Here is a 26502-nt window from a genome sequence, read left to right as displayed (position 1 = left end):
CCTTGTCATGACGACGCGCCTGCCTCTGCCGCCCTCGCTCTATGCCGACACCGCCGTCGCGCCGGTTGCCACGCCGCCGCTCGATGTCGACAAGACCGTCTCCGTTGCTATCGTCGGTGGCGGCTACACCGGGCTGTCCACGGCTTTGCATCTGGCGGAGCAAGGTGTCGAGGCTCTGGTGCTCGAGGCGCAGGAGCCGGGCTGGGGCGCGTCGGGTAACAATGGCGGCCACACCAATCCAGGCCTGAAGCACGACCCCGATCAGATCGAGGCCGATTTCGGCGCCGAGCTCGGCCGCCGCATGATCGACTTCTCCTACGGCACGACCAATTTCACGCACGACCTGATCCGCCGCTACCAGATCCCTTGCGAAGCGCGGCAGAATGGCACGCTGCGCGCGGCCTACAACGAGGCCAGCGCCGCCGCGATCGAGAAGACGGCGGAGCAATGCATCCGCCGCGGCATGCCGGTGCAATATCTGAACCGCGAGCAGTTGCGCGAGATGACCGGCACGGACCGCTACATCGGCGCGATGCTGGACACGCGCGGCGGTGATCTCCATCCGCTCAGCTACGCCCGCGGTCTTGCGCGCGCTGCGATCTCCGCGGGCGCGAAGGTCCATGGCGAGACGCCGGCGCTGTCGCTCCGTCGCGACGGCGCGCGCTGGCGCATCGAGACGCCGCACGCGGTGGTGCATGCCGACAAGGTCCTGCTCGCCACCAACGGCTTCACCGACGATCTCTGGCCGGCGCTCCGCCGTACCATCGTGCCGGTATTCTCCTCGATTGCCGCCACCGCGCCGCTCTCCGACGCGGTCGCCCGCTCGATCATGCCGACACGGCCGGTGCTCTACGAGAGCGGCCACATCACGGTCTATTACCGCATCGATCAGCACAACCGCCTGCTGATGGGCGGCCGCGGCCCGATGCGCTGGATCAAGTCGCCCAACGACGTCGCCTATCTCATGCGTTATGCCGAGCGGCTATGGCCGCAGCTCAAGGGCGCCGCCTGGACGCACGGCTGGAACAGCCGGCTCGCCATCACCAAGGATCATTATCCCCATGTGCACGAGCCGACGGAGAGCGTCCTGATCTCGCTCGGTTGCAACGGCCGCGGCGTCGCGCTCTCGACCGCGATGGGCGCGCAGCTCGCGCGCCGGCTGATCGGCGGTGCCAAGGCCGAGATCGACATGCCGGTCACAGGCATCAAGCCGATCCCGATGCACGCGTTCTGGCCCTTGGGGGTTACGACTGCTGTGATCGCGGGCCGGGTGCGGGATCGGCTGGGCGTTTGAAGAAGAAGGCGCCGCCCCGTCAGGAGCGACGCCTTGCATGACTTGCAGATAGGGCGTCAGCAGCGGCCCTGTTTCCACAGGCCGGGCGGGCAGCCCCTGCCGCGCCAGCCGACCTTGCGCCCGTGATGCCATCCGGGAGGAGTGGCATGGCGATGTCCATGGTATCCGCCATGATGGCCGTGACCATGGCCATGACCATGTCCGTGGCCGCCCCTGGCGAATGCGGCGTTTGGCATGGTGAAGCCGGCCGCGATGATCAGTGTTGCGGCGAGCGCAAGTTTCTTCATCCGAAATCTCTCCTGTTAGGCACGCATCTGTCCGTTCGACGAACGAACATCGATCGCGGTGTCGCGTGCAAATGCGGAGGAGTCGTGACGCTCAGGATTCGGCGACAGCGTCGGCCCAGGGCTGGAAGATCTCGACCGCGCCCGAATTCGTATCGCCCTCGCGCATCACCACGCTGGGGCAGGCGAACTTCTGCGGCACGGCCTGCACTTGCGTCTCTTCATAATCGAAGCGTGCGGCAAGTGTCTTGCGTACGTCCGCCGGCAGTCTGATGTCGCCGATCACGACCGCGCCTTCGCTGGCGTCGATCCGCGGCTGGTGGATGGCTGTATCGAGGTCCATGCCGAAATCCATCGCAAAGGACACGAGCTGCATCACCGACGGCAGGATGCGGCGGCCGCCGGAGGCGCCGACCGCGAGACGCTTGCCGTCCTTCGTTTCGGCGATGACGGGCGTGTAGTTGCAGAGGCAGCGCTTGCCTGGTGCGAGCGAGTTGGTGGTGCCCGGCGTCGGGTCGAACCACATGATGCCGTTGTTCATGGCGATGCCGGTGTGCGGCGTCACGTATTTCGAGCCGAAGGATGAGAGCAGGGTCTGTGTGACCGCTGCGATATTGCCGTGGCGGTCGACCACGGAGAAATGCGTTGTGCAGGCGGGCGCCAGATATTCGGCGCCGAGCGAGCGCTTGCCGTCGGCATCGCCCATGTCCTTGAGCCGCTCGCGGAAGGCCGCTTGCAAGGCGAGCGCATATTCGCTGTAGGTGGTCGCGTCGGGTGCGCTTCCCGGCTTCAGACTCTGCTGCAACAGCCGCAGCGCATGCGCCATTGTCGGTCCGGCCGTGAGCTCCGGCGTCGCATACACCTTGCCGTCGCGATAGGGGATCGCCAGCGGCTCGCGCAGATGGGCGCGAAACGCGGCGAGATCCTCCACCGACAGCGAGCCGCCGTCGGCCTTGATGTCGGATGCGATGCTTTTGGCGAGGTCGCCCTGGTAGAAATCGCGCGGACCGGCAGCGGCGAGGTGTGACAACGTCGCCTTCAACGTGGCCAGTGGCAGCCGCGTCTCGGACTTGATGCCCCACGGCGCGCTCGGCGGCAGGCCATCCTTCAGGAACGCGGCCGCGCTCGCGGGATAGCGCCTGAGATCGGCTGCCGATGCCGCGATCGTCAGCGTGGTCCACCAATCGACCAGCAGGCCTTCGCCGGCGAGCGCGGCAGCCGGTGCGACCAGGTCTTTCCACGGCATCTTGGCGTAGCGGCGATGCGCCTCCTCCATGCCGGCGACGACGCCGGGCACGGCGACCGAGCCGGGGCCGTGGATGTTGCGATCGTCCTTGACCCGCGGCCACGGAAACAGATCGGAGGCCGCGCCTTCGCCGCTGAGCGGGTAGTCGGTGGTGCGCAGGCTCTGTGGCGCGCACATGCCGTAGTCGATCACCTCGGTGCGATTTTCCTTGGCACGGTACAACACCATCGCGCCGCCGCCGCCGATGCCGCTGTTCCAGGGCTCCAGCACGTTCAGCGCAAAGGTGGTCGCGACGATCGCGTCCACGCAGTCGCCCCCTGCCGCCAGCACTTGCGCGCCCACTTCGGCCGCCCGCCGCGATTGCGAAGCGACAATGCCGCCCTTGGATGTGACGGCGGGTTTGCGGACGGCTTGGGCGAGGCTGAACTGATGAGGCATGATGTCGTCTTGATCTCTGGATTCGGTTGTTCTGGCTTCACGCGGAAGCTGCAGCATTGGCGGGGCGCGCGAAGGATGGCACATTGCCGCCAACGAGAAAATCCAAAGGGAGAAGCGGCATGGCAGGTGTGAAACAGGCGCGGGATGGCGCGGTTGGGATCTTGACGCTCGACGAGCCGGCGAGTCTGAACGCGATGACGCCGGACCTGCTCGGCGCGCTCGCTGCCGCCGTCGCCGAGATGACTGGGGATGAGGGCATTCGCGCACTGATCCTCACCGGCGCGGGGCGCGGATTTTGCTCAGGACAGAATTTGAAGGCATCGGAAGCGCTGGGCGAGGACATCGCCGCCGGCGTGATGCGGTTCTACTGGCCGGCGTTCAAGGCGTTGCGCGAATGCCGCGTGCCTGTCGTGGTCGCCGTCAACGGCGTCGCGGCCGGCGGCGGCTTCAGCCTTGCGATGGCCGGCGACATGATTGTTGCGGCGCGGTCGGCGAGCTTCATCCAGGTGTTCAGCCGGATCGCCCTGGTGCCTGACCTCGGTTCGACCTGGCTGCTGCCGCGGCTGGTCGGCCGGCAGCGCGCGCTCGAGCTGATGTTGCTGAACGAGCCCCTGACGGCCGAACGCGCGCAGGAGATCGGCTTGGTGCGGCAGGTCGTCGACGATGCGAAGCTGATGGACGAGGCGCTGGCCCTGGCGCGCCGTCTGGCGGACGGCCCGACGCGCGCTTTGGTCGCAACGCGTGCGCTTGTCGAGGAGAGCGAGCATGCGGCTTACGAGGCGCAGTTCCGCCGCGAGATCGAGGTTCAGGCCACGATCCGCAAGAGCGCCGACGCCATCGAAGGCCGCACCGCCTTCGTCGAGAAGCGCAAGGCGAAGTTTACGGGGAAGTGAAGTGACCTGTGCTCGCTGGTCGTCATGGCCGGGCCTGTCCCGGCCATCCACGTTCTTTCGTGGTGGCCAAGACGTGGATGCCCGGGACGAGCCCGGGCATGACGAGAGATCGTTAGCAGGAAAAGAGCCGCGGCGCTCAGAGCCTGCGATCCAGCCGGCTGGCCCGATATTTGGCGTGCCATTTCGGGCCAGGCCCGCGCATGTAGTGCAGCTCGGGGCGGTAGGGGTTGCCTGCGATCCGCACCAGCTTCTGCCACTTGGTGGCGACGAGGTTGAGGGGCTGGCAGAGCAGGGTTAATGAAGCGAACAGCACGACATCACCTCAATGCGGCTTGCCGAGCATGGCGGTGAAGGGAAGGTCGAAGATCTCCTCGCCGTCGGAGCCGCTGACATGGATCACCCAGTCGCGCCAGTCTTCGGCACCCGGGGTGTAGATCATCGAGTGCATGATCTGGGCCGCACGGTCACGCGCCTCGGTCAGGCTGGCCACCGCGGTGCCGCTGCGATCGATCAGCGTGCCTTCGGTGTTGGAGCAGTGAAAATAGACCTGGACCATATGCGTCTCCTGTCGGGAGCGACTGGGATGGCAAATCGATACCACCCGAGGCCTTTGCGAAACATTCGGGGCGAGCCCGGTAAGGGAATCTACGGAGATTGGTCGCTGCGAAGGCCCGAGCGGGTTTGATCACAGGGGGGTGATGATCAACTGGACGGCGTTCCCATGGCATGGAACAACTTTGGACCGAAAGTCCGGGGGACCGCCGTGAACCAGCTCACATTCTGGCATGAACGCCGAAGCCTGCTTGCGGCGATCGTCGCCGGAGCGCTGTTCGGTCTTGCCCCGGGAGCCTCCTCCGAGCCGGTGAGGAAAAGCGGCTACGCGATCGGCACGGAAACCTGTGGCAGCGGCGATCTCGCCTTTCCCAGAATCCAGATCGACATGAAGGCGGGATTCTGCGCCGGCCTCGTCGCCAGCGAAGAGGATCGCCTGAAATTTCCGCGCTCGATCATGCAGGTGCCGGGCCGTGACCTGTTCGTGGTCGCCGACATGGGCGGCTGGGGCCACACCGATGGACGGCTGCTGCTGCTCGATCCCCGCGCGCCCCAGGGGCAGCGGTTCAAGGAGTTGCTGACCGCCATCGAATATCCGTTCGGCCTCGTCATTGGCCCGGACAAGAAGTTGTACGCCTCGACCGCGGAGACGATCTTCCGGTTCGATCCGCTCGCCGACAATCCCCGCAGCACGGTCGAGACCATCATCCGGCACATGCCCGGCCGCCGGATCACATTGCCCGACGGCACCAGGCTCGACGAGAGCGCGCATCCGCTCAAGCAGTTCGTCTTTGACAGGAACGGGCGGCTGTTCGTCAATGTCGGCTCGCACAGCGACGACTGCATCACGCCGGCGCCGATCACAAGGCCATGCGCGGCGGCCGAGGGCGCGTCCGCGATGGCCTCGATCTGGCTGTTCACACCGCCCGCGGGCGGCACCTTCCCGGCGCTGAAGCCGGCCGATCCCGACCCGCCGCACACCGTCTACGCGCGCGGCCTGCGCAATTCGATGGCGCTGGCGCTGCATCCGAATTTTCCCGATGCCGGCTACGCCTTCCTGCAAGGCGAGAACGGGCGCGACCTGCCCGACATCTTCAAGCCGAACGAGGAGATCAACGCGATCGAGCAGGGCAGGCACTATGGCTGGCCCTATTGCTACGACCTGTCGACGCCGAGCCCCGAATTCAAGCTCGTGCTGCAATCCGGGGTCTACAAATCGCTCTGCACGGCCAATGCGCTCTACAAGGCGCCGTTCTCGCTGATGCCGCCGCACGGCGCGCCGCTCGCGATGCTCTATTATCACGGCGCGAAATTCCCGGAACTGGAAGGCAAGCTGCTGGTCGGCCTGCACGGCTATCGCCCGACCGGCAGCCGCGTCCTCGTCTATGACGTCGACGACCATGGCTTCCCGAAGCCCGCCCCGGCGCCGGTGCGTTACCACGTCAGTTGCGCGGCAGATCCGACCCACAGCTTTCAGACCGACGCCGGCGACGTCGCCGCCGCGCCGTTCGACGAGCTGATCGCAGGCTGGCACCGCGTCAACGGCGCGCGGCCGCAAGGAGCGCCCGTCGGCATGACGGTCGCGGAGGACGGCGCAATCTGGCTGGTCGAGGACAAGAACCAGACGGTAATCCGCATCGATCGCGCTGCTGGCGATCCGCCGCCGTTGCCTTGCGACATGCGCAGCCAGGCGCTGATCGATCAGCTTGCCGCCTTCGTCGCAAAAGACGCGCAGAACAGCATCCGGCTCACCACGCTGCGTAAGGGGCTCGTCGAAAAGCACTGCGTCGGCTGCCATTCGGATTTCGGCCTGAAGGCAGGGCAATCGGATGCGGAAAAGGACGCGACGGTGCTACGCTTCATGCTGTCGCAGGACGGCTGGATCTATCCGGGCGATCCAGGCTCCGGCAAGCTGCGCACGCGGCTGCGCGGTATCGGCGCCGAAAAGCTGATGCCGCCGGGCGGCGAAAGCCTGCCCAGGACCGAACCTGGCTACACGCGCGTGCTCGATACCGCGGACCTGCTGGTTGCGAAAATGGTTCCGGGCACGCGGATGCAGATCAAGTCCGGCCCGCCGCAGCGCAAGTTCTTTGGCAAGACCAATAAGGAATGCGGCGAAATACCGGCCGCCAAGGTCGTTGTCGTGACACAAAGGAGCGCTGTAGACAAACCCGGCTTCAGCCGATTCTTCCGGCCTGCCGATCCCTATCTGAATGGCGAGTGCAGCGACGACGATGGCTATTACATTCGGCAGGAATTTCTGGTGCCTGTGCAGTAGCCTCCTTCTCGTCATCGCGGCATCGCCGGCCCATGCTGAAACAAAGCTGTTCGAAAGCGTGCAGGTGACGCCGTCGGGCGAATACACCTTCGGCATCGAAGGGCCGGCGGCCGATCTCGACGGCAATCTCTTCGTGGTCAACTTTGGCAAGCCCGGCACCATCGGCAAGCTGCCGGTGGGCGGCGCGGCTTCGGAGCAGTTTACGGCACTGCCCGCGGGCAGCGTCGGCAACGCCATCCGCTTTGCGCGTGACGGCACCATGTTCATTGCCGACTACAAGAAGCACAACATCTTCGCTGTCCCGAAGGGCGCGAGCGAGCCCGTCGTCTGGTTTCATTCCGACGAGATGAACCAGCCCAACGACATCACGGTCGCGCGCGACGGCACGATCTATGCGAGCGATCCGAACTGGAAGGGCAGGGAAGGCCACATCTGGCGCATCGCCAAATCTGCGGACGGCACGGTGCAGGGGCAGGTGATGCCCGCGCCGCGCGCGATGGGCACCACCAACGGCATCGACCTCAGCCCTGACGGCAAGACGCTCTATGTCGGGGAATCCAGCAGCGGCGAAATCTGGTCCTACACCGTCCGCGGTAACGAGCTCACCGGCGCAAAACTCGTCAAAGCCTTCCAGCCCGACACCGTCGACGGCCTGCGCACCGACGTCGCCGGCCGTCTCTATGTCGCGCGCATCCTCAAGGGCACCATCGCGCTGATGAAGCCCAATGGTGCTGTCGAGCGGGAGATTGCGCTGAAGGGCAAGGAGCCGACCAATCTCGCCTTCGGCGGCAGCGACGGCAAGACCGTCTTCGTCACCCAGCGTCAGGGCGGCTTCGTCGAGTCCTTCCGCACCGACCAGCAGGGCCGCGAGCACTGCCTCCAGCGCGGGCGCTGCTAGAGCATCACGGGCGGTCTGCCTCCGGCGCAGAGCAGCACCAAAGCGGCGGCATTCTTCTTGCTTGCATCTGGCCGCCGCAGGCATTTAGACATCTGTGGGCACCGTCAACGCGACCACGGAGTGTTTGAGTGAAAGCCGTCCATACCGAACTGCATCGCAGCCACGATCCGCAATTCTTCCTGGTTCGCGGTGTCGTCAAGCGCACCACAGAGCAGCCCGAGCGCGCCGATCGCCTGCTCAAGGGGTTGAAGGACGGCAAGCATCAACTGGTCGAACCGACGACATTCGGACAGGGGCCGCGTGCGCGGATTCACAGCCCGGAATATCTGTCGTTCCTCAGCGAAGCCTGGGACGCCTGGACCGCGCTCGGCGATTCCGGCCCGGAGATGATCGGCAACATCCATCCCGTGCGCCATGCCGCGACCTATCCGACCCACATCGTCGGCAAGCTTGGCTGGCACACCGCCGATACCGCGGCGCCGATCGGTCCCGGCACCTGGGCCGCGGCCTGCGCTGCCACCGATGTTGCGGTCACGGCAGCGCAGATGGTGATGGACGGCGAGGATGCGACCTATGCACTCTGCCGTCCGCCCGGCCATCACGCCTACCGCGACATGGCCGGCGGCTTCTGTTTCCTCAATAACAGCGCGATCGCCGCGGCGCATCTGCGTCTGAAGCACGAGCGCGTCGTGATCCTGGACGTCGACGTCCACCACGGCAACGGTACGCAAGGAATCTTCTACGCACGCCCTGACGTCTACACGGTGTCGATCCACGCCGACCCCATCGCGTACTATCCTTATGTGTGGGGCTACGCGCATGAGCGCGGCGAAGGACCCGGCCTCGGCGCCAATCTCAACGTCCCCCTGGCCATCGGCACCGGCGACGACGGCTACATCCAGGCGATGGATGTCGCGCGCAGGGCGATCGAATCCTTTGCCCCCGGCGCCCTCGTCATCGCACTCGGCTTAGATGCCTCCGAGCATGATCCACTGAAGGGCCTCGCCGTCACCACGCCGGGCTTCCGCCGCATCGGCCAGGCGATCGCGAAGATGGGCCTGCCGACCGTGTTCGTGCAGGAGGGCGGCTATCTCTCGGATATTCTGGGCGCGAACCTGACCTCGGTGCTGGCGGGATTCGAAGAGGCGCGGTGAGCTTCACCTCTCCCCGCGTAGGTCGTCATGCCCGGGCTTGTCCCGGGCATCCACGTTCTTTGCGCCGAGGGGTGAGACGTGGATGGCCGGGACAAGCCCGGCCATGACGCTGAGGGTGCTTCAACGCCCAAAGCGCTGGCGCTGGAGAGGCGAACCTCAGTCCTTGAAAAGGATCTGCTCCAGCAGGTCGATCCGCCTGATCTGGATGGTGCTGCCGTCGATGGCGATGATGCGGCGGTTCTGGAAACGCTTCAGCATCATCGTCACCCATTGCCGGGTCGAGCCCACCATGGCCGCGATCTGGTCATGGGTGATCTTGCGGTTGATGATGATGGTGTCGCCGTCGGCCGTGCCGTGCAACTCCGACAGCGTGAGCAGGAACTGCGCCAGCCGCTCGATCACCGAGCGCGTGCCGAGGATCTGCGCCATCGAGGAGTAGCATTTGCCCTTGGCGATGAGGCCGTCGATCAGCGCCAGCGCGAAGCTCGGCATGCCGGTCAACAGCTTCTCGAGCGCCGGCCCGGAGAGTGTCGTGATCTCGCAGGCCTCGATGGCGATGCCCGACCACATGTGAATGCCACCGCCGGATATCTCGGGGCCTCCGATGAAATGTCCCGGCGTCCAATAGGCGAGCGTGATCTCGCGTCCCGACGGCGCGGTGTAATAGACCCGCACCTGTCCGCGGCGGATGATGAAGATGCCGTCGTGGCCATCGCCCTGGCTGAATACCATTTCGCCCTGCGGCACCGAGATGATGCGGCCGGCCGCGTGCACGCGCGCCTGCTCCGACGCGGACAAACGGTCGAGGAAATGCGCGCCGGCATTCAGCCCGTCGATCGTCTCGCTCATGAACAGCGCCGAGCTTGCGGGCCTTGCACGTGTGCTGCGGACCCGCCGCGTCTTCTTGTGGTCGATCCAGTCGAACGGAACGCCTGCATGAGGCCGGTCGGCGAAAGCGGCAGGCTCGATCGCGGCAGCTTCCTTGAGTATGGTCATCGCAATCCGTCAGCTCTCCAGGGGCCTGCGAATAGGTAAGTGCGGCGATGGTGCGATGTCCATCTCTTTGCGATCGTTCCAAATCACTTAGCAAAGCTTGATACGCGCGGCGATCGGCAGTGGAATGATTCCTCTGTCCATGGCTCCGTCCTGAGAAAATCCTTTGCGTCGTTGCGCGACGGAATCATGGCGCGAACGTCCTGCGACAGCGATGCAAGTAATTGCTTCAAGCGTTGCGCCGCGCCTTCGATAGTGCCGGCCAGCGTTGTCGCCGGCACGCGCCCGGCCTCCCGAGGACAGTTCGATGATCGAATTCAGCTCTTTGAGATTCAGTGTGGCCATTGTGGCCATCACCGTTGCGATGTTCGCGCCGGCCCAGGCGGAGACGATCCGTGTGGCGGTCGGGACGCAGGACACGACGATCAATTGCGCGACCGGCGGACTGCTCATCCGCGAGCTCAAGCTGCTTGAGAAATTTTTGCCCCATGATGGCAAGTACAAGGATGTCACCTACGACATCCAGTGGAAGAATTTTACGAGCGGCGCGCCGCTCACCAACGAGATGGTCGCAGGCAAGCTCGATTTCGGCGCGATGGCTGACTTTCCGGGCTCGCTGAACGGCGTGGCGTTCCAGAAGGCCGGACGCCGCAGCCTCTTCATCAGCGTGCTGTCCGGCAGCACCAAGGGCAGCGGCAACGGCATCGTGGTGCCGTCGAGCTCGCCGGTGCAATCGCTCGATGAGCTCAAAGGCAAGACCATCTCGGTTCCCTTCGCCTCGACCTCGCACGGCATGCTGCTCCGCGCGATCGAGGCCAAGGGCTGGAATCCCGAGACCGACGTCAACATCATCACGCAGGCGCCGGAGGTTGCGGGGCCGGCCTTGCAGGCAGGCAAGGTCGAGGCGCATGCCGACTTCGTTCCGTTCGCCGAACTGTTTCCGTGGCGCGGCTTCGCGCGCAAGATCTTTGACGGCGCGCAGGCCAATGCCCCGACATTCCACGGTGGGTTGGTCGACGCGGAATACGCCGAGAAATATCCCGAGATCGTCGTCGCCTATCTGCGCGCAGCGCTGGAAGCGGATCGCCTGATCGCTGAAGAGCCGGAGAAGTACAGCGAGCTGATCGCGAAGGTGACCGGCATCGAGGCGGAGGTCGATTACCTCTTTCACGGACCGCTCGGTCTCCAGACCCGCGATGTGACCTGGAAGCCGGAGTACCGCCAGGCGGTCGCAACCTCGATCAAGACGCTGAAGCTGCTCAAGCGCGCGGACAGCGATCTCGATATCAACCAGTTCGTCACCGACAAGTTCATCCGTATCGCGGCGGCGCAGGCGGGGCGCGATTACGACTCCGAACTGAAGAACTATGCGCAGCTTCCGCTTCGCGCCAAGGACGCTGCGACGGGCGCCGAGATCAACGACTACAGCCGCGTCGCGCAGATCTGGGTCAAGGACGAGGCTCATGTACGCCACTATGCCTCGCCCGAGAACGCGCTGAAGGCGCTCGCCGGCCTCGAGAAGGACGGCAAGACCATCCGCGTCGTCTACGCTCAGGATCGCGAGAGCGGCATCAAGCTGTTCGCAAACCAGGCCTGGTTCGTGCGGTCATCCAAGGGCGAGCTGAGCGCGTTCCTGCTCAAGCAGGCGGCCGAGGGCTGGTCGAAGAAGAACGGTGGCGCGGTGCTCGACTTCGCGGCCGCGCGCGAGTCCCTCGTCGCGAGCCGGTGAGGCGATGGCCACCGCTATCAAGGCGCGGCCTGCGGGCATCCGCTGGATGGTCCGCGGCCTTTCGATCCTGGCCTGCATTGCCCTTTGGCAGGTCGCTTCGACCACGCATCTCAATCTGGGGATCGTGACCTTCCGCAACGTGCCGCCGCCGGTCGAGGTCGTTCAATCCGCGCTCGCCCTGTTTCGTTCGCCGAAATTGACGGCACATATCACCAGTAGCCTCTGGCGGGTGTTCGCGGGCTACGGGGCGGCGGTCGTGATCGGCGTGATCCTTGGTTTTGCCATCGGCCGGTCACGCGCCGCGAGCGATCTTTTGCTGCCGCCGCTGGAATTGCTGCGGCCGATACCGGCGGTGGCATGGATACCGCTGTCGATCCTGATCTTTCCGTCGTCCGAACTCTCGATGATCTACATCACCTTCATCGGTGCCTTGTTTCCGATCGTGCTGAACACCGTCCACGGTGTCGCGAATGTCGACCGCCGGCTGGTTGCCTCCGCCCGCAGCCTCGGCGCGGGGGAGTTGGCGATCCTGAGGGAGGTCGTGCTGCCGGACGCCGCGCCCAGCATCGTCACCGGGCTTGCAATCGGCATGGGCACCTCGTGGTTCTGCCTCGTCACCGCGGAGATGATCTCAGGCCAGTTCGGCATCGGCTATTACACCTGGGAAGCCTACACGCTCCAGAACTACGCCGACATCATCGTCGGCATGCTGATCATCGGTCTGCTCGGCATGGGATCCAGCTGGCTGCTGACGACGGCCGGGCGGCTTCTGATGCCCTGGCGGAGCCCGAAGGTGGCGCGATGAACATTCGGGTCGCGGATATCGGCACGAAGAGCGTCGGTCGGATCGACTTCGCCGATGTCTCGATCTCGCTCGGAGCGGGCGGTGATGCATTCGAAGCGGTCAGCGGTCTCGATGTCGCGATTGCGCCGGGCGAGCTCGTCTGCGTCCTCGGTCCCTCCGGCTGCGGCAAATCCACGCTGCTCGGCGCGCTGGCCGGGCATTTGCCGATCACGGCTGGACGTCTCACGGTCGACGGCCAGCAGGTCCAGAGTCCGAGCCCGGACCGGGGCATGGTGTTTCAGCAGCACACGCTGTTTCCCTGGAAGCGGGTGCGTGACAATGTCGCCTTCGGCCCGAAGATGCGGGGTCTCGCGAGGAGGGAGCGCGACCGCGCCGCCGACGCGATCCTGAAGCTGGTCGGCCTTTCCGGCTTCGAGGCGTTCTATCCGACGCAATTGTCGGGCGGTATGCAGCAGCGCGTGGAAATTGCGAGGGTCCTGATCAACCAGCCGCGGGTGCTGCTGATGGACGAGCCCTTCAGCGCGCTCGACGCGCAGACGCGCGGCATGATGCAGGAGGTCCTGCTCGACATCTGGAGCAAGATCCCGACCACAACCGTCTTCGTCACCCACGACATCGACGAGGCATTGTTCCTCGCCGATCGTATCGTCGTGATGAGCGCAAGACCCGGCCGGGTGATCGAGGATGTCGTGCTGCCTTTCGCGCGGCCACGCAGCCACGATCTCGTGACCGAACCCGAGTTCGTACGCCTGAAGCGTCATGTCATGCAGCTTTTGCGACGGCCGGAGGGCAGCGAGCCGTTGGCACGGCTCAGTCCGCTCGGCGTGACGTCCTAGAACATCCCGCTCGCCGCGAGCGCCTTGCGGACGTGCTGCATCTCGGCCTCGTCGGCGACCATGTCGAGCATGATCGTGGTCAGGCCCTTCGCCGCAAAATCCTTCAGCTTTGCGCCGATCTCGATGTAGTTGCCGACGAGATAGGGGCAGTCGGCCTGGAAGGTGAGGTACGGCAGCAGCCAGTAGCCATTGTCAGCGAGCTCGCCGCTCTGGCCTTCATACAGCCGCCGCTTCCACACGGAATCGCTGTTCTCCACGGTGAGCGCGAGCAGCTCGCGGTCATCGGCATTGTCACGGAAACGCGCCGTTGCCGCCTGCCGTGCCTCGTCGCGTCCCTCGCGGGCGAAGATGCCAAAGTTCATTCCGGGCGCATCGAGGCCGCGATCGAGATCGGGCGGCAGCATCTGCATCTTGATGCAGCCGGTCTCCTTCGCCACGCGCTGCGCGGCCTCCGACTGGCCCGCGACCAGGAATTCCGGCATCAGCTCCGCCGGCAGGCGCGGGCGAAGTTGCAGATTGCTCGCGCGGTAGAACCGGCCCTCGAAATTCACCGGGCGAGGGCTTTCCAGCAATTGGCGCATCAGCGCGACGAATTCGCCGAGCCGGACGTAGCGGTCGGCATGCGACTGCTCGTCGCCCAGCCCCTGCAAATCGCTGACCGCGGTCCCCGTGATCATGTTGAGATAGACCTTGCGGCCGTGGAGCTGCGCAAAGGACGAGACGAATTTTGCCGCGGTGAACGGGTGCATGTAGACCGGATTGACCGCGATCAGCGGCGAGCTTCGCGCGGTCTCACCCATGATGTGTTGGGCCATCGCCCAGGGCTCGACGAACACGTCGTTGCCTTCGAACAGCAGGATGCCTTCGAAGCCGTTACGGTCGGCGAACTGTGCCACCCGCATCAGCTCGCCGACATATTTCTTGGGATCGCGGTTGCGCGAGATCGCGGGAAAGACGCGCAGCCGCGGGGGCGTCATTCAGCCGCTTCCTGGAACGGCCAGGAATTGCGGGTGATGGGAAGGCCGCCGTCCGCGCGGGAGCCGTCGGCGATCGCGAGGCGATGCGAGGGCGACGGCGAGCACAGCGAGAAGCGCCATGCATGCGGATCGTCGGCGATATCGGGCTTGAAGCTGATCTCGATGGCCTCCCGGGACACCTGCATCGCGAAAGCGTCGAGCGGCAGATTGAGCCCAAACCCCCTTGCCTTCAGATAGGCCTCCTTGAGCGTCCAATAGTCGAAAAAGCGCTCGATCGCGGCGGGCTCCGGCAGTCCGCGCAACGTTTCGACCTCCTCCGGCGCAAAGAAGCGAAGCGCAGTGGACAGGGGCGCGACACGCCGTGACACGGTTTCGACGTCGACGCCGACGGTCTCATGCCCGGACACGACGCAGGCAACGCAGCCATCGGCATGGGACAGGCTGAAATGCAGCGCGGTCGAGGTCGCGGGCGCCGCGACAAACGGCCGCCCGTAGCGACCGGCCCCGAAGGACCAATCGGTGGGTGCGACGTCCGGCGCGGCCTGCGACAGCGCCAGGCGCAGCATCGCGTGCGCGAAGATATACTGCCGCCGATGCCGCTCGAACATGAAGCGATCGGCGCGGATCCGTTCGTCGACCGAGAGCAGGCGCCGGCACGCATCGACTGCGCCCGGAGCGTCAATGGTCTCGATCAGTCCGACAAACAGTTCAATTCTGTCGTCTGCCATCAATAAGGCCCATGGCGTCAGGCGGAGGCCAAGTCTCCGGCCCTGACGGAAGAATCAACTGAGCAAGAATCAACTGAGCGGACCGCTTCTAACGGTCCACCCGGGCAATTTCTTGTCGATTTGCAGGCCGGTTTACAGGCGCAAGCTTGTGCGAGACCCCAACTCGACAAGCGAGCGGCCCATATCCGGAAAATGAAGCCTGAGGATTCGTGCGGCGTCCCGGCCGACGATCCTTACTTCTTCTTCTTCTTGGCTTTCTTCGCTCCGCCCAGCATCGAAAGGCTGGCGTCGACATCCTTGAGCGCGGACTGGAGCTTCTTCTTCTCGGCGCCCAGCAGCTTTTGCAGGGCCTTGCGGTCCTTGTCGCTCAACGAGGTACCCTTGGTAAATTTGATGAAACCCATAACATACTCCCCCGGTTGAAAATAATCGTCCAAATCAAATCGAGGGAATAATCTTGCGCGCTGGCGCCAAATAATCAAGATGCAACTTGGTCATTCACAGCTTTGGCGAGTGAACCTGTGTTCTCCCGTCCCGTACAGCCGGTCATGCCGCCCTGCGAGCGAGTAATCGGCCGAGCGGCGTGTTGGGGTGGGCGACGGCCGCATCCAGCAGCGCGACGAGATTCGCCATCCACTCACGGACCCTGCGGCCATCAAGCAGCTCGCCCTTGTAATTGCATGAGCCGGTGATTCCGGTGGGGCGCTCCTTGAGCATCAGCGACAGCCAGGTCTGGTCGATCGGCAGCACCGGCTGGCCTTCGCGCGCGACGTTGCCGATCGATTCGATCGTGACGTCAGCCAGATCGAGCGGCTGGCGCAGCGGATTTTGCAGGGTGAAATAGACCTGCAGCAGCGAGGCCGGTTCGATCCCCTCCTGCTCCAGATGGTCGGCAAGGATGTTGAACGGCAGCTCCTGGCGCGCATGCGCGTCGAGCACGCTCTGGCGTACCCGGGCCAGGGCTTGCGCGAACGACAGCTCCGGCGTGATTCGGGTACGGACGATCACCGTGTTCTCGAACGGACCGACGACCCGGTCGGTATCCGGCTGGGCGCGATTGGCCATGGCGGTGGCGACCGAAATGTCGCTGCGGCCGCTCTGCGCCAGCAACAGGGCTTTCAGGCCGGTGAGAAGGCACATGAACAGCGTGCTGTTATGCCGGCCGGCGAACGCCGTGAGCCGGCCGATCAGCTCGCGCTCGAGGCTGACGGGGTGATGCCCGGTGGACGCGCCGGGGCTTGCTTCGCCGTCGAAGACGGGGGCCGCGCCGCGCAGATTCTCCGTCCAGTCGGCGGCCTGGCGGCGGGCGGCGTCGGTGCCGCACCACCAGCGCTGCCAGCGGGCGACGTCCGAAAAGGCGAGCGGCAATTTCGGCAGCGGCACGGACGGACGTCCGGCCAGCGCCGCATAGCGGTTGGACAGCTCCTCGAACAGCACGCCGATCGACCAGCCGTCGGCAATGGCATGATGCAGCGTCAGCAGCAGCACATGATCGTCGGCATGGAGCCGCAACAGCCGCGCCCGCAACAGCGGCGGCCGCGCAGTGTCGAACGGGGCGTAGGTCTCCTGCTCGATCAGGAGATCGATCTTCCTGAGTTCGAGGGCTTTGCGCCGCTTGTTGTCGTGGGGACGTCCGTCGCCGATGACCTCGATCGTGAGGGCCGGTCCGAGTTCACCGGGTGTCGCGATGCGGCTGACGGGCTCTTCGCCGCTCCGGCCGAACCCGGTCCGCAGTGATTCGTGGCGGCGCACGATGTCGCCGAACGCCTGCGCGAGGGTGGTCGGATCGAGCGGGCCCTGGAGGCGGAAGGCAAAGGGCAGGTTGAACAGCGGCAGGCCCGGCAGGTTCTGCTCGATCCGCATCATCTGGTCCTGTGCGATCGAGAGCGTTGGGAGCCCGCTTTCAGCAGGCCGCAACATGCCTGTTGCCGGCTTGCGCGGCTTTGCTGCCACGGCCTCGTCAACCCGCCGGGCGAGTTCTTCGATCGTCGGAGCCTCGAAGATGGTCTTGATCGGTAAGGACACGCCGAGCGCACGGGCGACGCGCGCCATCGCCTGGCCCGCCAGCAGCGAATGGCCGCCGAGATCGAAGAAATTATCGGTCACGCCGAGGCTCTCGACCTTCAGCAGGTCGACCCAGATGTCCGAGAGCACTTTTTCGGTGAAGTGCCGCGCCGACACGGCGGCGTCCGGTGGGGAGATGTCCTGCTGCGCGGGCGCCAGCAGCGCCGACCGGTCGATCTTGCCATGGGCATTGAGCGGTATCTGGTCCAGGAACAGGAATGCGGACGGGATGGCATGGCCCGGCAACCGGCTCTTCAGGAAGTCGCGCAGCGCGCTGGCGCTGCTCTGGCTGCCGGCCCTTGCGACGATATGGGCGATCAGCCTGACATCGCCGCTCGCCTCGCGGCGCGGCTCGACGATTCCGGCGCGCACCGCAGGATGGTCGGCAAGCGCGTTCTCGATCTCCTTGAGCTCGATACGGTAGCCCCGGACCTTGACCTGATGGTCGGCGCGGCCGAGGCATTCGATGGTGCCGTCGGCGCGGCGGCGTGCGAGGTCGCCGGTGCGGTACAGCCGCGCGCCTTCCTGGCGCGAGAACGGATCGGGCAGGAAGCGCTGCCGGCTCTGCGCGGGATCGTTGATGTAGCCGCGGCCGACGCCGGCGCCGCCGATGCAAAGCTCTCCGATCACGCCGACCGGCAGCGGCTGGAGGTTTTGATCGAGCACATGGAGCTGGGTGTTGGGCAGCGGCGCGCCGACCGGGACGTTGCTCGTCGCCGCCGCCGGCGCTTTGGTCAGGCGATGCAGCGAGACGTCGTCGGAACATTCTGATGCGCCATAGGCGTTGATCAGCGACACCTTCGGGCAGCGGGCGAACCAGCTGCGGCAGAGATCGACCGGCAGCGGCTCGCCGGTCGAGATCAGGAGCCTCAATCCCGCAAAGGCGCGCTGGACTTGCGCGTCGTCCATGCGGTCGAGGATCACCCGCAGTAGCGACGGGACGATCTCGAGCACGCTGATCCCTTCACGCTCGATCTCCCGCGCGAGCAGGATCGGGTCCTGCACGATTGCGTTGTCGCAGACATGGACGCGCGCGCCGACCATGGGACCGGCAAGGAACTGCCAGACCGAGATGACAAAGCTCTGCGGCGCAGTCTGGGCGATCACGTCCCTGGCCGTAAGGCCGAGCTCGGAAATGAGCGACGGCAGATGGTTCGACAGCCCGCGCTGCTCGATCATGACGCCCTTCGGCGCGCCGGAGGAGCCGGATGTGTAGATGAGATAGGCGAGGCTCGCGGCCGCGCGCCGCGCCGCGCGGGCCGGCCTGGTCGATCCGGGTGCGATCGCGTCCTCGAGCTCGGCGACATGGATGCGCTCGACCAGCGGCTCGAGCAGCGCCTCGACCATGGCCGACTGGGCGCGCCCGGTCAGCAGCATGCGGGCGCAGCTCGATCCGAGGATGGTCGCAAGCCGCGCCGGCGGCTGGTCGGGATCGAGATTGAGGAAGGCTGCGCCCACGCGCTGCGCGGCGATCATCGCGGCGAGCAGGTCGGGCCCGCGATCTGCAAGCAAGGCGACAACGCTCTCGGCGCCAACACCTTCGCGCGCGAGCCAGCGTGCGGCCGCCTGGCTGCGGCGGGCGAGCTCCCGATAAGTCAGGGAGGTGCGGCCGTCGGAGACGGCGATCGCGTTTGGTGTCTTCTTCGCCTGGCGCTCGAGGCGTTCGCAAAGATTGCCGCGCGTGGTGAAATTGGCCACCACGCCCTGGCCTTTCGCCAGCAACTGCCGGCGTTCGGCCTCCGTCAGGAGCGGCAGGCGCGAGATGCGCTGCTCCGGATTGGTGATCACGGCCTTGAGCAGGGTCTTGAATTGAGCGGCCATGCCTTCGATGGTCGCAGCGTCGAACAGATCGGTGGCGTATTCGAAGAAGCCCGTGAAGCGGCCGTCGGCCTCGACCAGTTCGAGCGTGATGTCGAAGCGCGCGACTTTCGGGTCGACCTCCAGCCGCCGCGTCGACAGGCCGGGGAAACGCGCCGCCTCGATCGAGGCGTTCTGGAGAATGAACATGATCCGGAACAGCGGGTTGCCGTCGCTCCGGCGCGCGATCTGCAGCGCGCGCAGCACTTCCTCGATCGGGAGGTCCTGGTTGCGGTAGGCATCCAGCGTGACCTGCCGCACCCGCCGCAACATTTCGCCAAAACCCGGATCGCCGCCGAAATCGTTGCGCAGGATCAGGGTGTTGGCGAACAGCCCGATCAGTCGCTCGCTCTCGATCTGGTTGCGGTTGGCGATCAGCGATCCCGTCGCGACATCCTCGTGTCCGGTGTGGCGGAACAACAGGCACTGGAAAGCCGCGAGCAGCGTCATGAAAGGCGTGACGCCCTGGTCCTGGCTCAGCGCGCGCAGATCGGCCGACAGTGCCTTGGAGAATTCGAGATAGTGACGGGCGCCGTGACCGCTCCAGACCTCCGGGCGTGGCCGGTCGGTCCGCAGCGGCAGTGTGGTGACACCGTCGAGCTGGGTCCGCCAGTAATCGAGCTGCTCCTTCGCCGCCGGCGTCCGAGCCCAGCTCTGCTGCCATAGCGCAAAGTCGCGATACTGGAAGGCGGGCGAGGGCAACGTCACCGCGCTTGCCTTGCGCGCAGCGGCATAGTGGGCGGCAAGCTCCTCCCAGAACAGCCGTTGCGACCAGCCGTCGGTGACGAGGTGATGGACGTTGACCACCAGCGCGTGGCTGGATTTGTCGAACGACAGCAGGGTGACCTTCAGCGGCGGCTCGCGCGCGAGATCGAACGGATATTGCGCGAGCACGAGCGCCTCGCGCCGGATGATTGCGCCCTGCTTGTCCGCGGCGCAGGGCTTGAGCTTGATCCGCTCGAATCGCGGAGGTGATTGCAGCACCCGCTGCGCCGGCTCGCCCTCGCGTTCGGTGAAGACCGAGCGCAGCGCCTCGTGGCGCGCGCAGATCGAGGCGAGGCTCGCAGAAAGCGCGGCGACGTCGACCAGGCCCTTGAGAACGGCGACTTCGACGACGTTGTAATTGTAGCGGGTCGGATCGAGCCGCGAGAGCACATACATCCGCTGCTGCTGGAACGACAGCGGCGCGTCTGCCGCAGCCGCCTGGCGCCATGCGGGCACCATCGTCTCGCGATGGGTTGTGGCGGTCTCGATCCGGGCCGCAAGCGCTGAGACCGTGGCGCAATCAAAGATATCCTCGAAGGAGAAGTCGACATTGAAGCGTTCGCGCAAGCGCGAGCGCATCTGCGTCGCCGCGAGCGAGTCTGCGCCGAGCGCGAAGACATCCTGGTCGATGCCGACCTGCGGCAGCTCCAACAGACCGGCCCAGATCCCCGCGAGCTGGGTCTCCAGCGCGTTGCGCGGCAATTGCGCTTCGACGCCATGCTCCGCGGTTGCGATCAGATCGGCCAGCGCGTTGCGCTTGACCTTGCCGCTCGCGCCTTTCGGCAGTGCGGCCACGCCGCGGATCAGGCTCGGCACCTTGTAGGCCGCAAGACGTTTGCGCGCGAACTGCCGAAGCTGGTCCGGAGTTGCTTCGGAATTCGGGCGCAGCACCACGACGGCGGCGACGTTTTCGCCGAGCTTCTGGTGCGGGACGGCGAACACGCCGGCCTCCAGCACCGCCGGATGGCTCAGCAGGACCTCTTCGACCTCCAGGGGCGAGATCTTCTGCCCGCCGCGGTTGATGACGTCCTTGATGCGGCCGACGATGAAGAGATAGCCGTCGGCGTCGAGATAGCCGAGGTCGCCGGTCCGGAACCAGCCGTTGCGGAAGGCGGTCCGTGTCGCGGCCTCGTCATTATAATAGCCGCGGCTCATGTTCGGCCCGCGCAGCATGATCTCGCCATGCTCGCCGCTCGCAAGCGTGCGGCCCGCCCCGTCCATGATCGCGATCTCGGGGCCCGCAGCGCGGCCGACCGATCCGACCTTGCGCAGCTCGAACGGATTGGCGGAGATCTGCGAGGCCGCTTCCGTCATGCCGTAGGTCTCGAGCACGGGAACGCCGAACATCGCCTCCAGCCCGTTCAGGATCGCGGGCGCGAGCGAGGATGAGGCCGAGCGGATCACGCGCAGCGACGACGAGCGGGCGCGGTCCGGGTCGGCCTCGGCCGCCGTCAGCAGCGCGCGATGGATGGTCGGCACCGCCGTGTACCAGGTCGGTCGCAGCTCCCGCATCCAGCCGAAGAAGGACAATGCGTCGAAACCGTTGGTGCAGATCACGCTGGAGCCCGCGGCAAGTGCCGTCAGCAGGCCGGAGATCAGACCATGGGCGTGAAACAGCGGCAGGGCATTGAGCAGGCGATCGTGGGCTGCGAGCGACAGCACGCGGCCGGCATTGTATGCGGACAGGCACACATTGCGCTGCGTCAGCGGCACCATTTTCGGCCGCGCCGCCGTGCCCGACGTCAACAGGATGAAGGCGTCATCGTCGCCGCGCGAGGCGCCGCTCGTGCTGGCGGGCCCGACTGCCGGGCCGATGAACGCGCAGCCGCCGAGATTGTCGTTCGGCCCCGGCACGAAATCGATCACCGCGATATCGAGCGCCTTGGCAACGTCACGACTTGGTGAATTCATGTCGGCCCGGGTGACGAGCGCGGTCAGCTTCAATTCGCTGAAATAGCGTTGCAGCTCGTCGGCCGTCAGATCGGGATTGACCGGGACGCAGGCGCCGGCCGAGGCGACCGCGATCAGCGCCAGCGCGCTGTCGGCGCCGCGCGGCAGCGCAACGGCGATCCGGTCGGCAGGCGCAATGCCGAGCCCCCGCAGGGTGCGGACCAGTTGCTGGACCAACTCACCCAGCTTGCCGTAGGTGAGGGCCGGCCGGCCCGGCGCGAGGAGAGCCGGTGCCGACGGCGTCTTGCGCGCATAAAAGTCGAGAAGGCCGCCGATATCGGCAAACGTCCTGGTTTCGGCGCCTGCGCTGTCCGAATCCTCTCCCGCCACGGATGCAATGTGGGACAATGCCATTCCCTTTTGATCTGATTGAGCTATTCTTCCCAAGACTTAGGGAGCGCGTCCAGTCTGAGGTGAAGTTCGGGCCCCAAAATCTGTGGTTGAGGGGCCTAAAGCCCTTCGACGGAGTGAAGGTCGGGCAGAATCACCATGCTGGAGAATGAGCCTGTTACGGGGACTGAAGGCGGGTTGAAGCGCTGGCTCGAAGGCGTCGGTCTTGGACATTACACCGATCTCTTCGCGCAGCACCGCCTCGATCTCGATGTGATGGGGGACCTGACGGAATCCGACCTGGTCGAGCTCGGATTGCCGCTCGGCGATCGCAAGCGGCTTCGGCGCGCGATGTCGGCGCTATTCCAGGCTGAGACCGCAGAGAAGCCCGATGCGGCGGCGCGCCCGCAAGTCCGGGCGGAAGTCGGTGCCGAACGGCGTCAGCTCACCACCATGTTCTGCGACATGGTGGATTCCACCTCGCTGTCGGTGCAGTTCGATCCGGAAGACGTGCGCGACATGATCGCGAGCTTTCGCGAGACCTGCGTCCGGGTGGTGAAGCATTACGAAGGGTTTGCCGCGCGCTTCGTCGGCGACGGTATCCTTGTCTATTTCGGCTATCCGACCGCGCATGAGGACGATGCCGAGCGATCGGTGCGCGCCGGGCTCGAGATCGTGCGGGTGCTGTCGACTGCGCGCGCGATCGAGCCGCGCGGTGCGCTGAGCCACGCCCCCGCCGTCCGCATCGGGATCGCAACCGGCCTCGTCGTGGTCGGCGACCTCGTTGGCCAGGGCACCGAGGAGCGCGATTCCGCGGTCGGAGAAACCGTCAACCTCGCCGCTCGCCTGCAAGGTCTGGCGCCACCCAACGGCGTCGTGATCTCGTCCTCGACACAGTCGCTGCTGAAGGGCAAGTTCGACTACCGCAATCTCGGCGTCCATGCGCTGAAAGGCATCTCGGAGAAGACGCAGGCCTGGCACGTGGTGCGCGCCTCGCGAGCGGAGACCCGCTTCGCCGCTGCCATGGGCGGGCGGTTGACACCGCTCGTCAACCGCGAGGAGGAGATCGCGCTGCTGATGGGACGCTGGCAGCAGGTCAAGGACGGCGACGGCCAGGTCGTGGTGAAGTTCGGCGAGCCCGGCATCGGCAAGTCGCGCATCATCCAGGAGATCTTCGACCGGATCGCGGGCGACCGCCATGGACACGTCTCGTTCCAGTGCTCGCCCTATTACACCTCCACGGCGTTCTATCCATTCTCCGAGCAGCTCAAATTCTCGCTCGGCCTCGACCGCGAGGATCCATCCGCGACCTCGCTGGCGGGTCTGGAGACCGCGATCGCGGCCGCCCATGGCGACATCGAGCAGGTCACGCCGCTGTTTGCCGCGCTGCTGTCGATCCCGACCGGAGACCGCTATCCGCCGCTCGACCTGTCGCCGCAGCAGCAGAAGGATGCGACCGTCGCGGCGCTGGTCAATCATTTCCTCGGCCTTGCGCGCGACATGCCGCTGGTGATCGCGCTTGAGGATCTGCACTGGATCGACCCGACCTCCCGCGAGGTGATCGACCTCCTCGTCGCCCGGGTGCAGAACCAGCCGGTCCTTGTCATCATCACCGCGCGCTCCGAATTCCAGCCGAGCTGGAACGCGCATTCGCACATCACCACGCTGGTGCTGAACCGCCTGAGCCGGCAGCTGCGCACGACGCTGGTCGAGCGCGTCGCGGGCCGCGAGCTTCCCAAGGAGGTGGTCGAGGAGATCATCGTCAAGACCGACGGCGTGCCTCTGTTCCTGGAAGAGCTGACCAAGACCGTTCTCGAATCCAACCTCCTGACCGAGCGGCACGGGCGCTACGTGCTGTCGGGTCCATGGCGGCAGCTCGCGATCCCGGCGACCCTCACCGACTCGCTGATGGCGCGGCTGGACCGGATGGGGCCGTTCAAGCGAATCGCGCAGATCGGCGCCACCATCGGTCGCGAGTTCTCCTACGCGACGCTGCACGCGGTCGCCAACACGCCGGCGGAGCAGATCGAGGCCGCGCTCAATCATCTGGAGGAGGCCGGGTTGATCATGCGCCGCGGCCATCCGCCCGGCGCGCTCTACTCCTTCAAGCACGTGATGATCCAGAACGCCGCGCACGACAGCCTGCTGCACAGCGAGCGGCGCAAGCTGCATTCGCGGATCGCGCAGGTGCTCGCCGAGATGTATCCGGAGAAGACCGAGCGCGAACCGGAGCTGCTGGCCCATCACCTCACCGAATCCGGCCAGAGCGAGGGCGCCGCCAGCTTCTGGCTCAAGGCCGGCAAGCAGGCGGCCAAGAGCGGCGCCAATCTGGAGGCGATCGGGCATTTGCGCCGGGGCTTGAGCGTCGTGCAGGCCAATGCGCGCATGCAGGGCGCCGACGAGATGGAGCTGGAGCTGCGCATCGCGCTCGGCAACGCATTGATTGCCGCCAAGGGCTACGCTGTGCAGGAGGTCGAGGAGAACTACATCCGCGCGCTCGAGCTCGGTCAGCAGCTCGACGACGACGAGAAGGCCTTCGCCGCCACGCGCGGGCTCTGGGTCTGCCATTTCATCCGTGCCGATCTCAGCCGCGCGCACGATCTCAGCGTCGAGCTGTTGAAGTTCGCCAAGCGCGAGCGGCTGAACGAGCGCACCCAGCCGGCACAGCAGACCGGCTATCTGATCGAGGCGCACCGCTCGATCGCGATGACGATGCTCTATCGCGGCCGTTTTGCCGCTTCCCAGCACCATCTGCACCGCTGCATCAACCTCTACAGTCCTGATCTGCACTCCGATCTGATGGAGCGGCACGGCACCGATCCCGGCGTCGTTTCGCTGTCCTATCTCGGCTATCTCCTCTGGTTCCTCGGCCGGCCCGACGCGGCGCGCCAGCACAGCGAGCAGGCGATCGCGAATGCCGAGAAGATCCGCCATCCCTTCACGCTCGCCTTCGCGCTCGTGTTCGGCGCCTATCTGTGCCAGCATTTGCGCGACGTCGAGGGCACGCGCGACCACGCCAACCGCGCCATGATCATCGCCACCGAGCACAATTTCCTGCATTGGAAGCAGCAGGCGGCGATCCTGCGCGGCTGGGCGCTGGCCCAGCTCGGCGACGCCGACGAAGGTCTCAGCCAGATGCGCCTCGGCCTCGACGAATACGAGGCGATGGATTCCTGGCTCGCCGGCTGCTGGTTCCGCTGCCTCCTTGCGGAAGCCTATGCCAAGGTCGGGATGCGCGATGCCGCCTTGCGCGCGCTGGACGGCGCGCTCGCGACCGCGAGACGGACCGGCGATCACTCCTATCTCGCCGAGGTCTATCGCCTGCAGGGCGAGATCACGATGTCGGACGGTGATCCGGCATCGGTGCAGGAGGCGGAGGACCTGTTCGCCCTGTCGCTGGAGACCGCGCGCAAGCAGGGCGCGCTGTCATGGGAGCTTCGGACCGCCGTCAGCCTTGCGCGCCTGTCGCACCAAGCCGGCAAGCGCGAGCACGCAAGCCTCCTGCTTTTGCCGATCGTCGGCAAGTTCAGCGAGGGCTTTTATACCCCGGACCTGAAGCAGGCGATGCAGCTCCTCAGCGAGCTCGGCGGAGACGTGCCCGTCCTTGAACAGGCCGATGCGATGAAATGAGCGATCTTGCCGCCGCGCGTGCGCGCTACGTCGAGTTGATCGCGAAGCGAGAGCGGATCGCCTCGCCACGCCTGCTCGAAGCGCTCGCCGCCATCCCGCGCGAGGATTTTCTGGCGAAGGGACCCTGGCGCATCAAGAGCGAGGCGGCGCGCAGCTACCGGCTGACGCCGGATCCCGATCCCGTTCATCTCTACGACAATGTGCTGGTCGCGATCGATGCGCGCCGCAGGCTCGACACCGGGCTGCCGAGCCTGTGGGCGCACTTCATCGATCTGCTCGACGTCGGGGAGAAGGACCGCGTGGTCCAGATCGGCTGCGGTCTCGGCTATTTTTCGGCGGTGTTGTCGAAGATCGTGGGGCCCAGGGGCAGGGTGCATGCAATCGAATGCGACGGGCGGCTTGCGGCGCGTGCCGCGAACTACCTTCGCCCCTATCGCAATGTCGAGGTCGTGCATGGCGATGGATGTGAGGAGATCGGCGAGCCGGCCGACGTGATCATCGTGCATGCCGGCTTCCCGCACCCGCATCCGCTCTGGCTTCAGTCGCTCCGCCCGCGCGGCCGCCTCCTGGCGCCGCTGACGCAGCGCGACCGCGAGGGCGCCGCCCTCAAGATCACGCGCAAGGGCAGGGGGTTCGAGGCCGAGGCGGTGCAGCAGATCAGGATCTTCCCCGGCCAGGGTCGCGGCGTGACCGCGCTCGACGACCGCGTCGCCGACTGGTGGCAGCGCGCCGCCGCGCTGGCGCCACTGCGTTTTCGCGGCATCGAGCAGGGGCTGCCGTCGGATGGCTAATGCTTCGTTT

20 protein-coding genes are annotated in these 26502 nt (G+C 65.9%); 10 read left to right on the top strand and 10 right to left on the bottom strand.

What is annotated here, in order from left to right; all coding sequences use genetic code 11:
* Window positions 1-7: 7 nt before the first annotated feature.
* Window positions 8-1294, top strand: coding sequence for an NAD(P)/FAD-dependent oxidoreductase (locus AB7G19_RS35210; RefSeq protein ID WP_085403239.1), 1287 nt, complete (start codon window positions 8-10; stop codon window positions 1292-1294).
* A 56-nt stretch (window positions 1295-1350) separates the two neighbouring features.
* Here the strand turns inward: AB7G19_RS35210 and AB7G19_RS35205 are convergent, their stop codons facing one another.
* Together AB7G19_RS35205 and AB7G19_RS35200 are read right to left on the bottom strand one after the other, a co-directional pair.
* On the bottom strand, window positions 1351-1581 hold the full coding sequence (locus tag AB7G19_RS35205; RefSeq protein ID WP_041955033.1) for a hypothetical protein: 231 nt from the start codon (window positions 1579-1581) through the stop codon (window positions 1351-1353).
* Window positions 1582-1672: 91 nt separating this feature from the next.
* A complete protein-coding gene (locus tag AB7G19_RS35200) occupies window positions 1673-3262 on the bottom strand; it encodes a gamma-glutamyltransferase family protein (protein WP_085403318.1) in 1590 nt (529 codons plus the stop codon).
* Between the two features lie 119 nt (window positions 3263-3381).
* On the opposite strand from AB7G19_RS35200, the gene AB7G19_RS35195 reads away from it, so the two are divergent.
* Window positions 3382-4155 (top strand): enoyl-CoA hydratase-related protein, encoded by a 774-nt coding sequence (locus tag AB7G19_RS35195; RefSeq protein WP_028149550.1) that lies wholly within the window; start codon window positions 3382-3384, stop codon window positions 4153-4155.
* Window positions 4156-4291: 136 nt separating this feature from the next.
* Here AB7G19_RS35195 and AB7G19_RS35190 read toward each other — a convergent pair whose 3' ends face one another.
* Together AB7G19_RS35190 and AB7G19_RS35185 are read right to left on the bottom strand one after the other, a co-directional pair.
* Window positions 4292-4468 carry a hypothetical protein gene (locus AB7G19_RS35190; RefSeq protein WP_201266224.1) on the bottom strand — a complete coding sequence of 59 codons (177 nt, stop codon included), beginning with the start codon at window positions 4466-4468 and terminating at the stop codon, window positions 4292-4294.
* 9 nt (window positions 4469-4477) lie between these two features.
* Complete coding sequence (locus tag AB7G19_RS35185; protein WP_014497658.1) at window positions 4478-4711, bottom strand: DUF6894 family protein; 234 nt, start codon at window positions 4709-4711, stop codon at window positions 4478-4480.
* A 207-nt stretch (window positions 4712-4918) separates the two neighbouring features.
* Between AB7G19_RS35185 and AB7G19_RS35180 the strand changes: the two genes are divergently transcribed.
* The 3 genes from AB7G19_RS35180 to AB7G19_RS35170 all read left to right on the top strand — a co-directional run bounded on the left by AB7G19_RS35180 (window position 4919) and on the right by AB7G19_RS35170 (window position 9037).
* Entirely contained in the window at window positions 4919-6985 is a 2067-nt protein-coding gene (locus tag AB7G19_RS35180; protein ID WP_085403240.1) for a PQQ-dependent sugar dehydrogenase, read from the top strand.
* On the top strand, window positions 6942-7883 hold the full coding sequence (locus AB7G19_RS35175) for an SMP-30/gluconolactonase/LRE family protein (RefSeq protein ID WP_085403241.1): 942 nt from the start codon (window positions 6942-6944) through the stop codon (window positions 7881-7883). Before AB7G19_RS35180 ends, AB7G19_RS35175 begins: the two co-directional genes overlap by 44 nt.
* A gap of 128 nt (window positions 7884-8011) precedes the next feature.
* On the top strand, window positions 8012-9037 hold the full coding sequence (locus tag AB7G19_RS35170) for a histone deacetylase family protein (protein ID WP_085403242.1): 1026 nt from the start codon (window positions 8012-8014) through the stop codon (window positions 9035-9037).
* Window positions 9038-9193: 156 nt separating this feature from the next.
* Here the strand turns inward: AB7G19_RS35170 and AB7G19_RS35165 are convergent, their stop codons facing one another.
* Together AB7G19_RS35165 and AB7G19_RS35160 are read right to left on the bottom strand one after the other, a co-directional pair.
* Complete coding sequence (locus AB7G19_RS35165; RefSeq protein WP_135215550.1) at window positions 9194-10033, bottom strand: Crp/Fnr family transcriptional regulator; 840 nt, start codon at window positions 10031-10033, stop codon at window positions 9194-9196.
* Window positions 10034-10120: 87 nt separating this feature from the next.
* The gene (locus tag AB7G19_RS35160; RefSeq protein WP_094184283.1) at window positions 10121-10375 is read right to left on the bottom strand and encodes a hypothetical protein; all 255 of its coding nucleotides are present in this window, start codon (window positions 10373-10375) and stop codon (window positions 10121-10123) included.
* Between the two features lie 19 nt (window positions 10376-10394).
* On the opposite strand from AB7G19_RS35160, the gene AB7G19_RS35155 reads away from it, so the two are divergent.
* The 3 genes from AB7G19_RS35155 to AB7G19_RS35145 are packed head-to-tail and all read left to right on the top strand — an operon-like array spanning window position 10395 to window position 13400.
* Window positions 10395-11759, top strand: a complete 1365-nt coding sequence (locus AB7G19_RS35155) for an ABC transporter substrate-binding protein (protein WP_094184296.1) — start codon at window positions 10395-10397, stop codon at window positions 11757-11759.
* 4 nt (window positions 11760-11763) lie between these two features.
* Window positions 11764-12564: an ABC transporter permease gene (locus AB7G19_RS35150; protein WP_085403243.1), complete on the top strand. Its 801-nt coding sequence runs from the start codon at window positions 11764-11766 to the stop codon at window positions 12562-12564.
* Entirely contained in the window at window positions 12561-13400 is an 840-nt protein-coding gene (locus tag AB7G19_RS35145; RefSeq protein ID WP_085403244.1) for an ABC transporter ATP-binding protein, read from the top strand. Before AB7G19_RS35150 ends, AB7G19_RS35145 begins: the two co-directional genes overlap by 4 nt.
* Here the strand turns inward: AB7G19_RS35145 and AB7G19_RS35140 are convergent.
* From AB7G19_RS35140 to AB7G19_RS35125, 4 genes are all read right to left on the bottom strand, one after another.
* On the bottom strand, window positions 13397-14377 hold the full coding sequence (locus tag AB7G19_RS35140) for an LLM class flavin-dependent oxidoreductase (RefSeq protein WP_085403245.1): 981 nt from the start codon (window positions 14375-14377) through the stop codon (window positions 13397-13399). The two genes, AB7G19_RS35145 and AB7G19_RS35140, sit on opposite strands and share 4 nt — an antisense overlap.
* The gene (locus AB7G19_RS35135; RefSeq protein ID WP_085403246.1) at window positions 14374-15105 is read right to left on the bottom strand and encodes a 4'-phosphopantetheinyl transferase family protein; all 732 of its coding nucleotides are present in this window, start codon (window positions 15103-15105) and stop codon (window positions 14374-14376) included. The genes AB7G19_RS35140 and AB7G19_RS35135 overlap by 4 nt, the downstream gene beginning before the upstream one ends.
* A gap of 233 nt (window positions 15106-15338) precedes the next feature.
* Window positions 15339-15509 carry a hypothetical protein gene (locus AB7G19_RS35130; protein WP_014497648.1) on the bottom strand — a complete coding sequence of 57 codons (171 nt, stop codon included), beginning with the start codon at window positions 15507-15509 and terminating at the stop codon, window positions 15339-15341.
* A gap of 142 nt (window positions 15510-15651) precedes the next feature.
* The gene (locus AB7G19_RS35125) at window positions 15652-22095 is read right to left on the bottom strand and encodes an amino acid adenylation domain-containing protein (RefSeq protein ID WP_441268753.1); all 6444 of its coding nucleotides are present in this window, start codon (window positions 22093-22095) and stop codon (window positions 15652-15654) included.
* A gap of 135 nt (window positions 22096-22230) precedes the next feature.
* Here AB7G19_RS35125 and AB7G19_RS35120 point away from each other — a divergent pair, with 135 nt between their 5' ends.
* Window positions 22231-25701, top strand: coding sequence for an ATP-binding protein (locus AB7G19_RS35120; protein ID WP_085403248.1), 3471 nt, complete (start codon window positions 22231-22233; stop codon window positions 25699-25701).
* Window positions 25698-26492, top strand: coding sequence for a protein-L-isoaspartate O-methyltransferase family protein (locus tag AB7G19_RS35115; RefSeq protein ID WP_085403249.1), 795 nt, complete (start codon window positions 25698-25700; stop codon window positions 26490-26492). Before AB7G19_RS35120 ends, AB7G19_RS35115 begins: the two co-directional genes overlap by 4 nt.
* The last annotated feature ends 10 nt before the right edge of the window (window positions 26493-26502 follow it).

The organism is Bradyrhizobium sp. 215_C5_N1_1 (assembly GCF_052075935.1).
Classification (GTDB): domain Bacteria; phylum Pseudomonadota; class Alphaproteobacteria; order Rhizobiales; family Xanthobacteraceae; genus Bradyrhizobium; species Bradyrhizobium barranii.
Note: the sequence above shows the minus strand (reverse complement) of the source record. Positions and strands in the feature narration are given on the sequence as shown.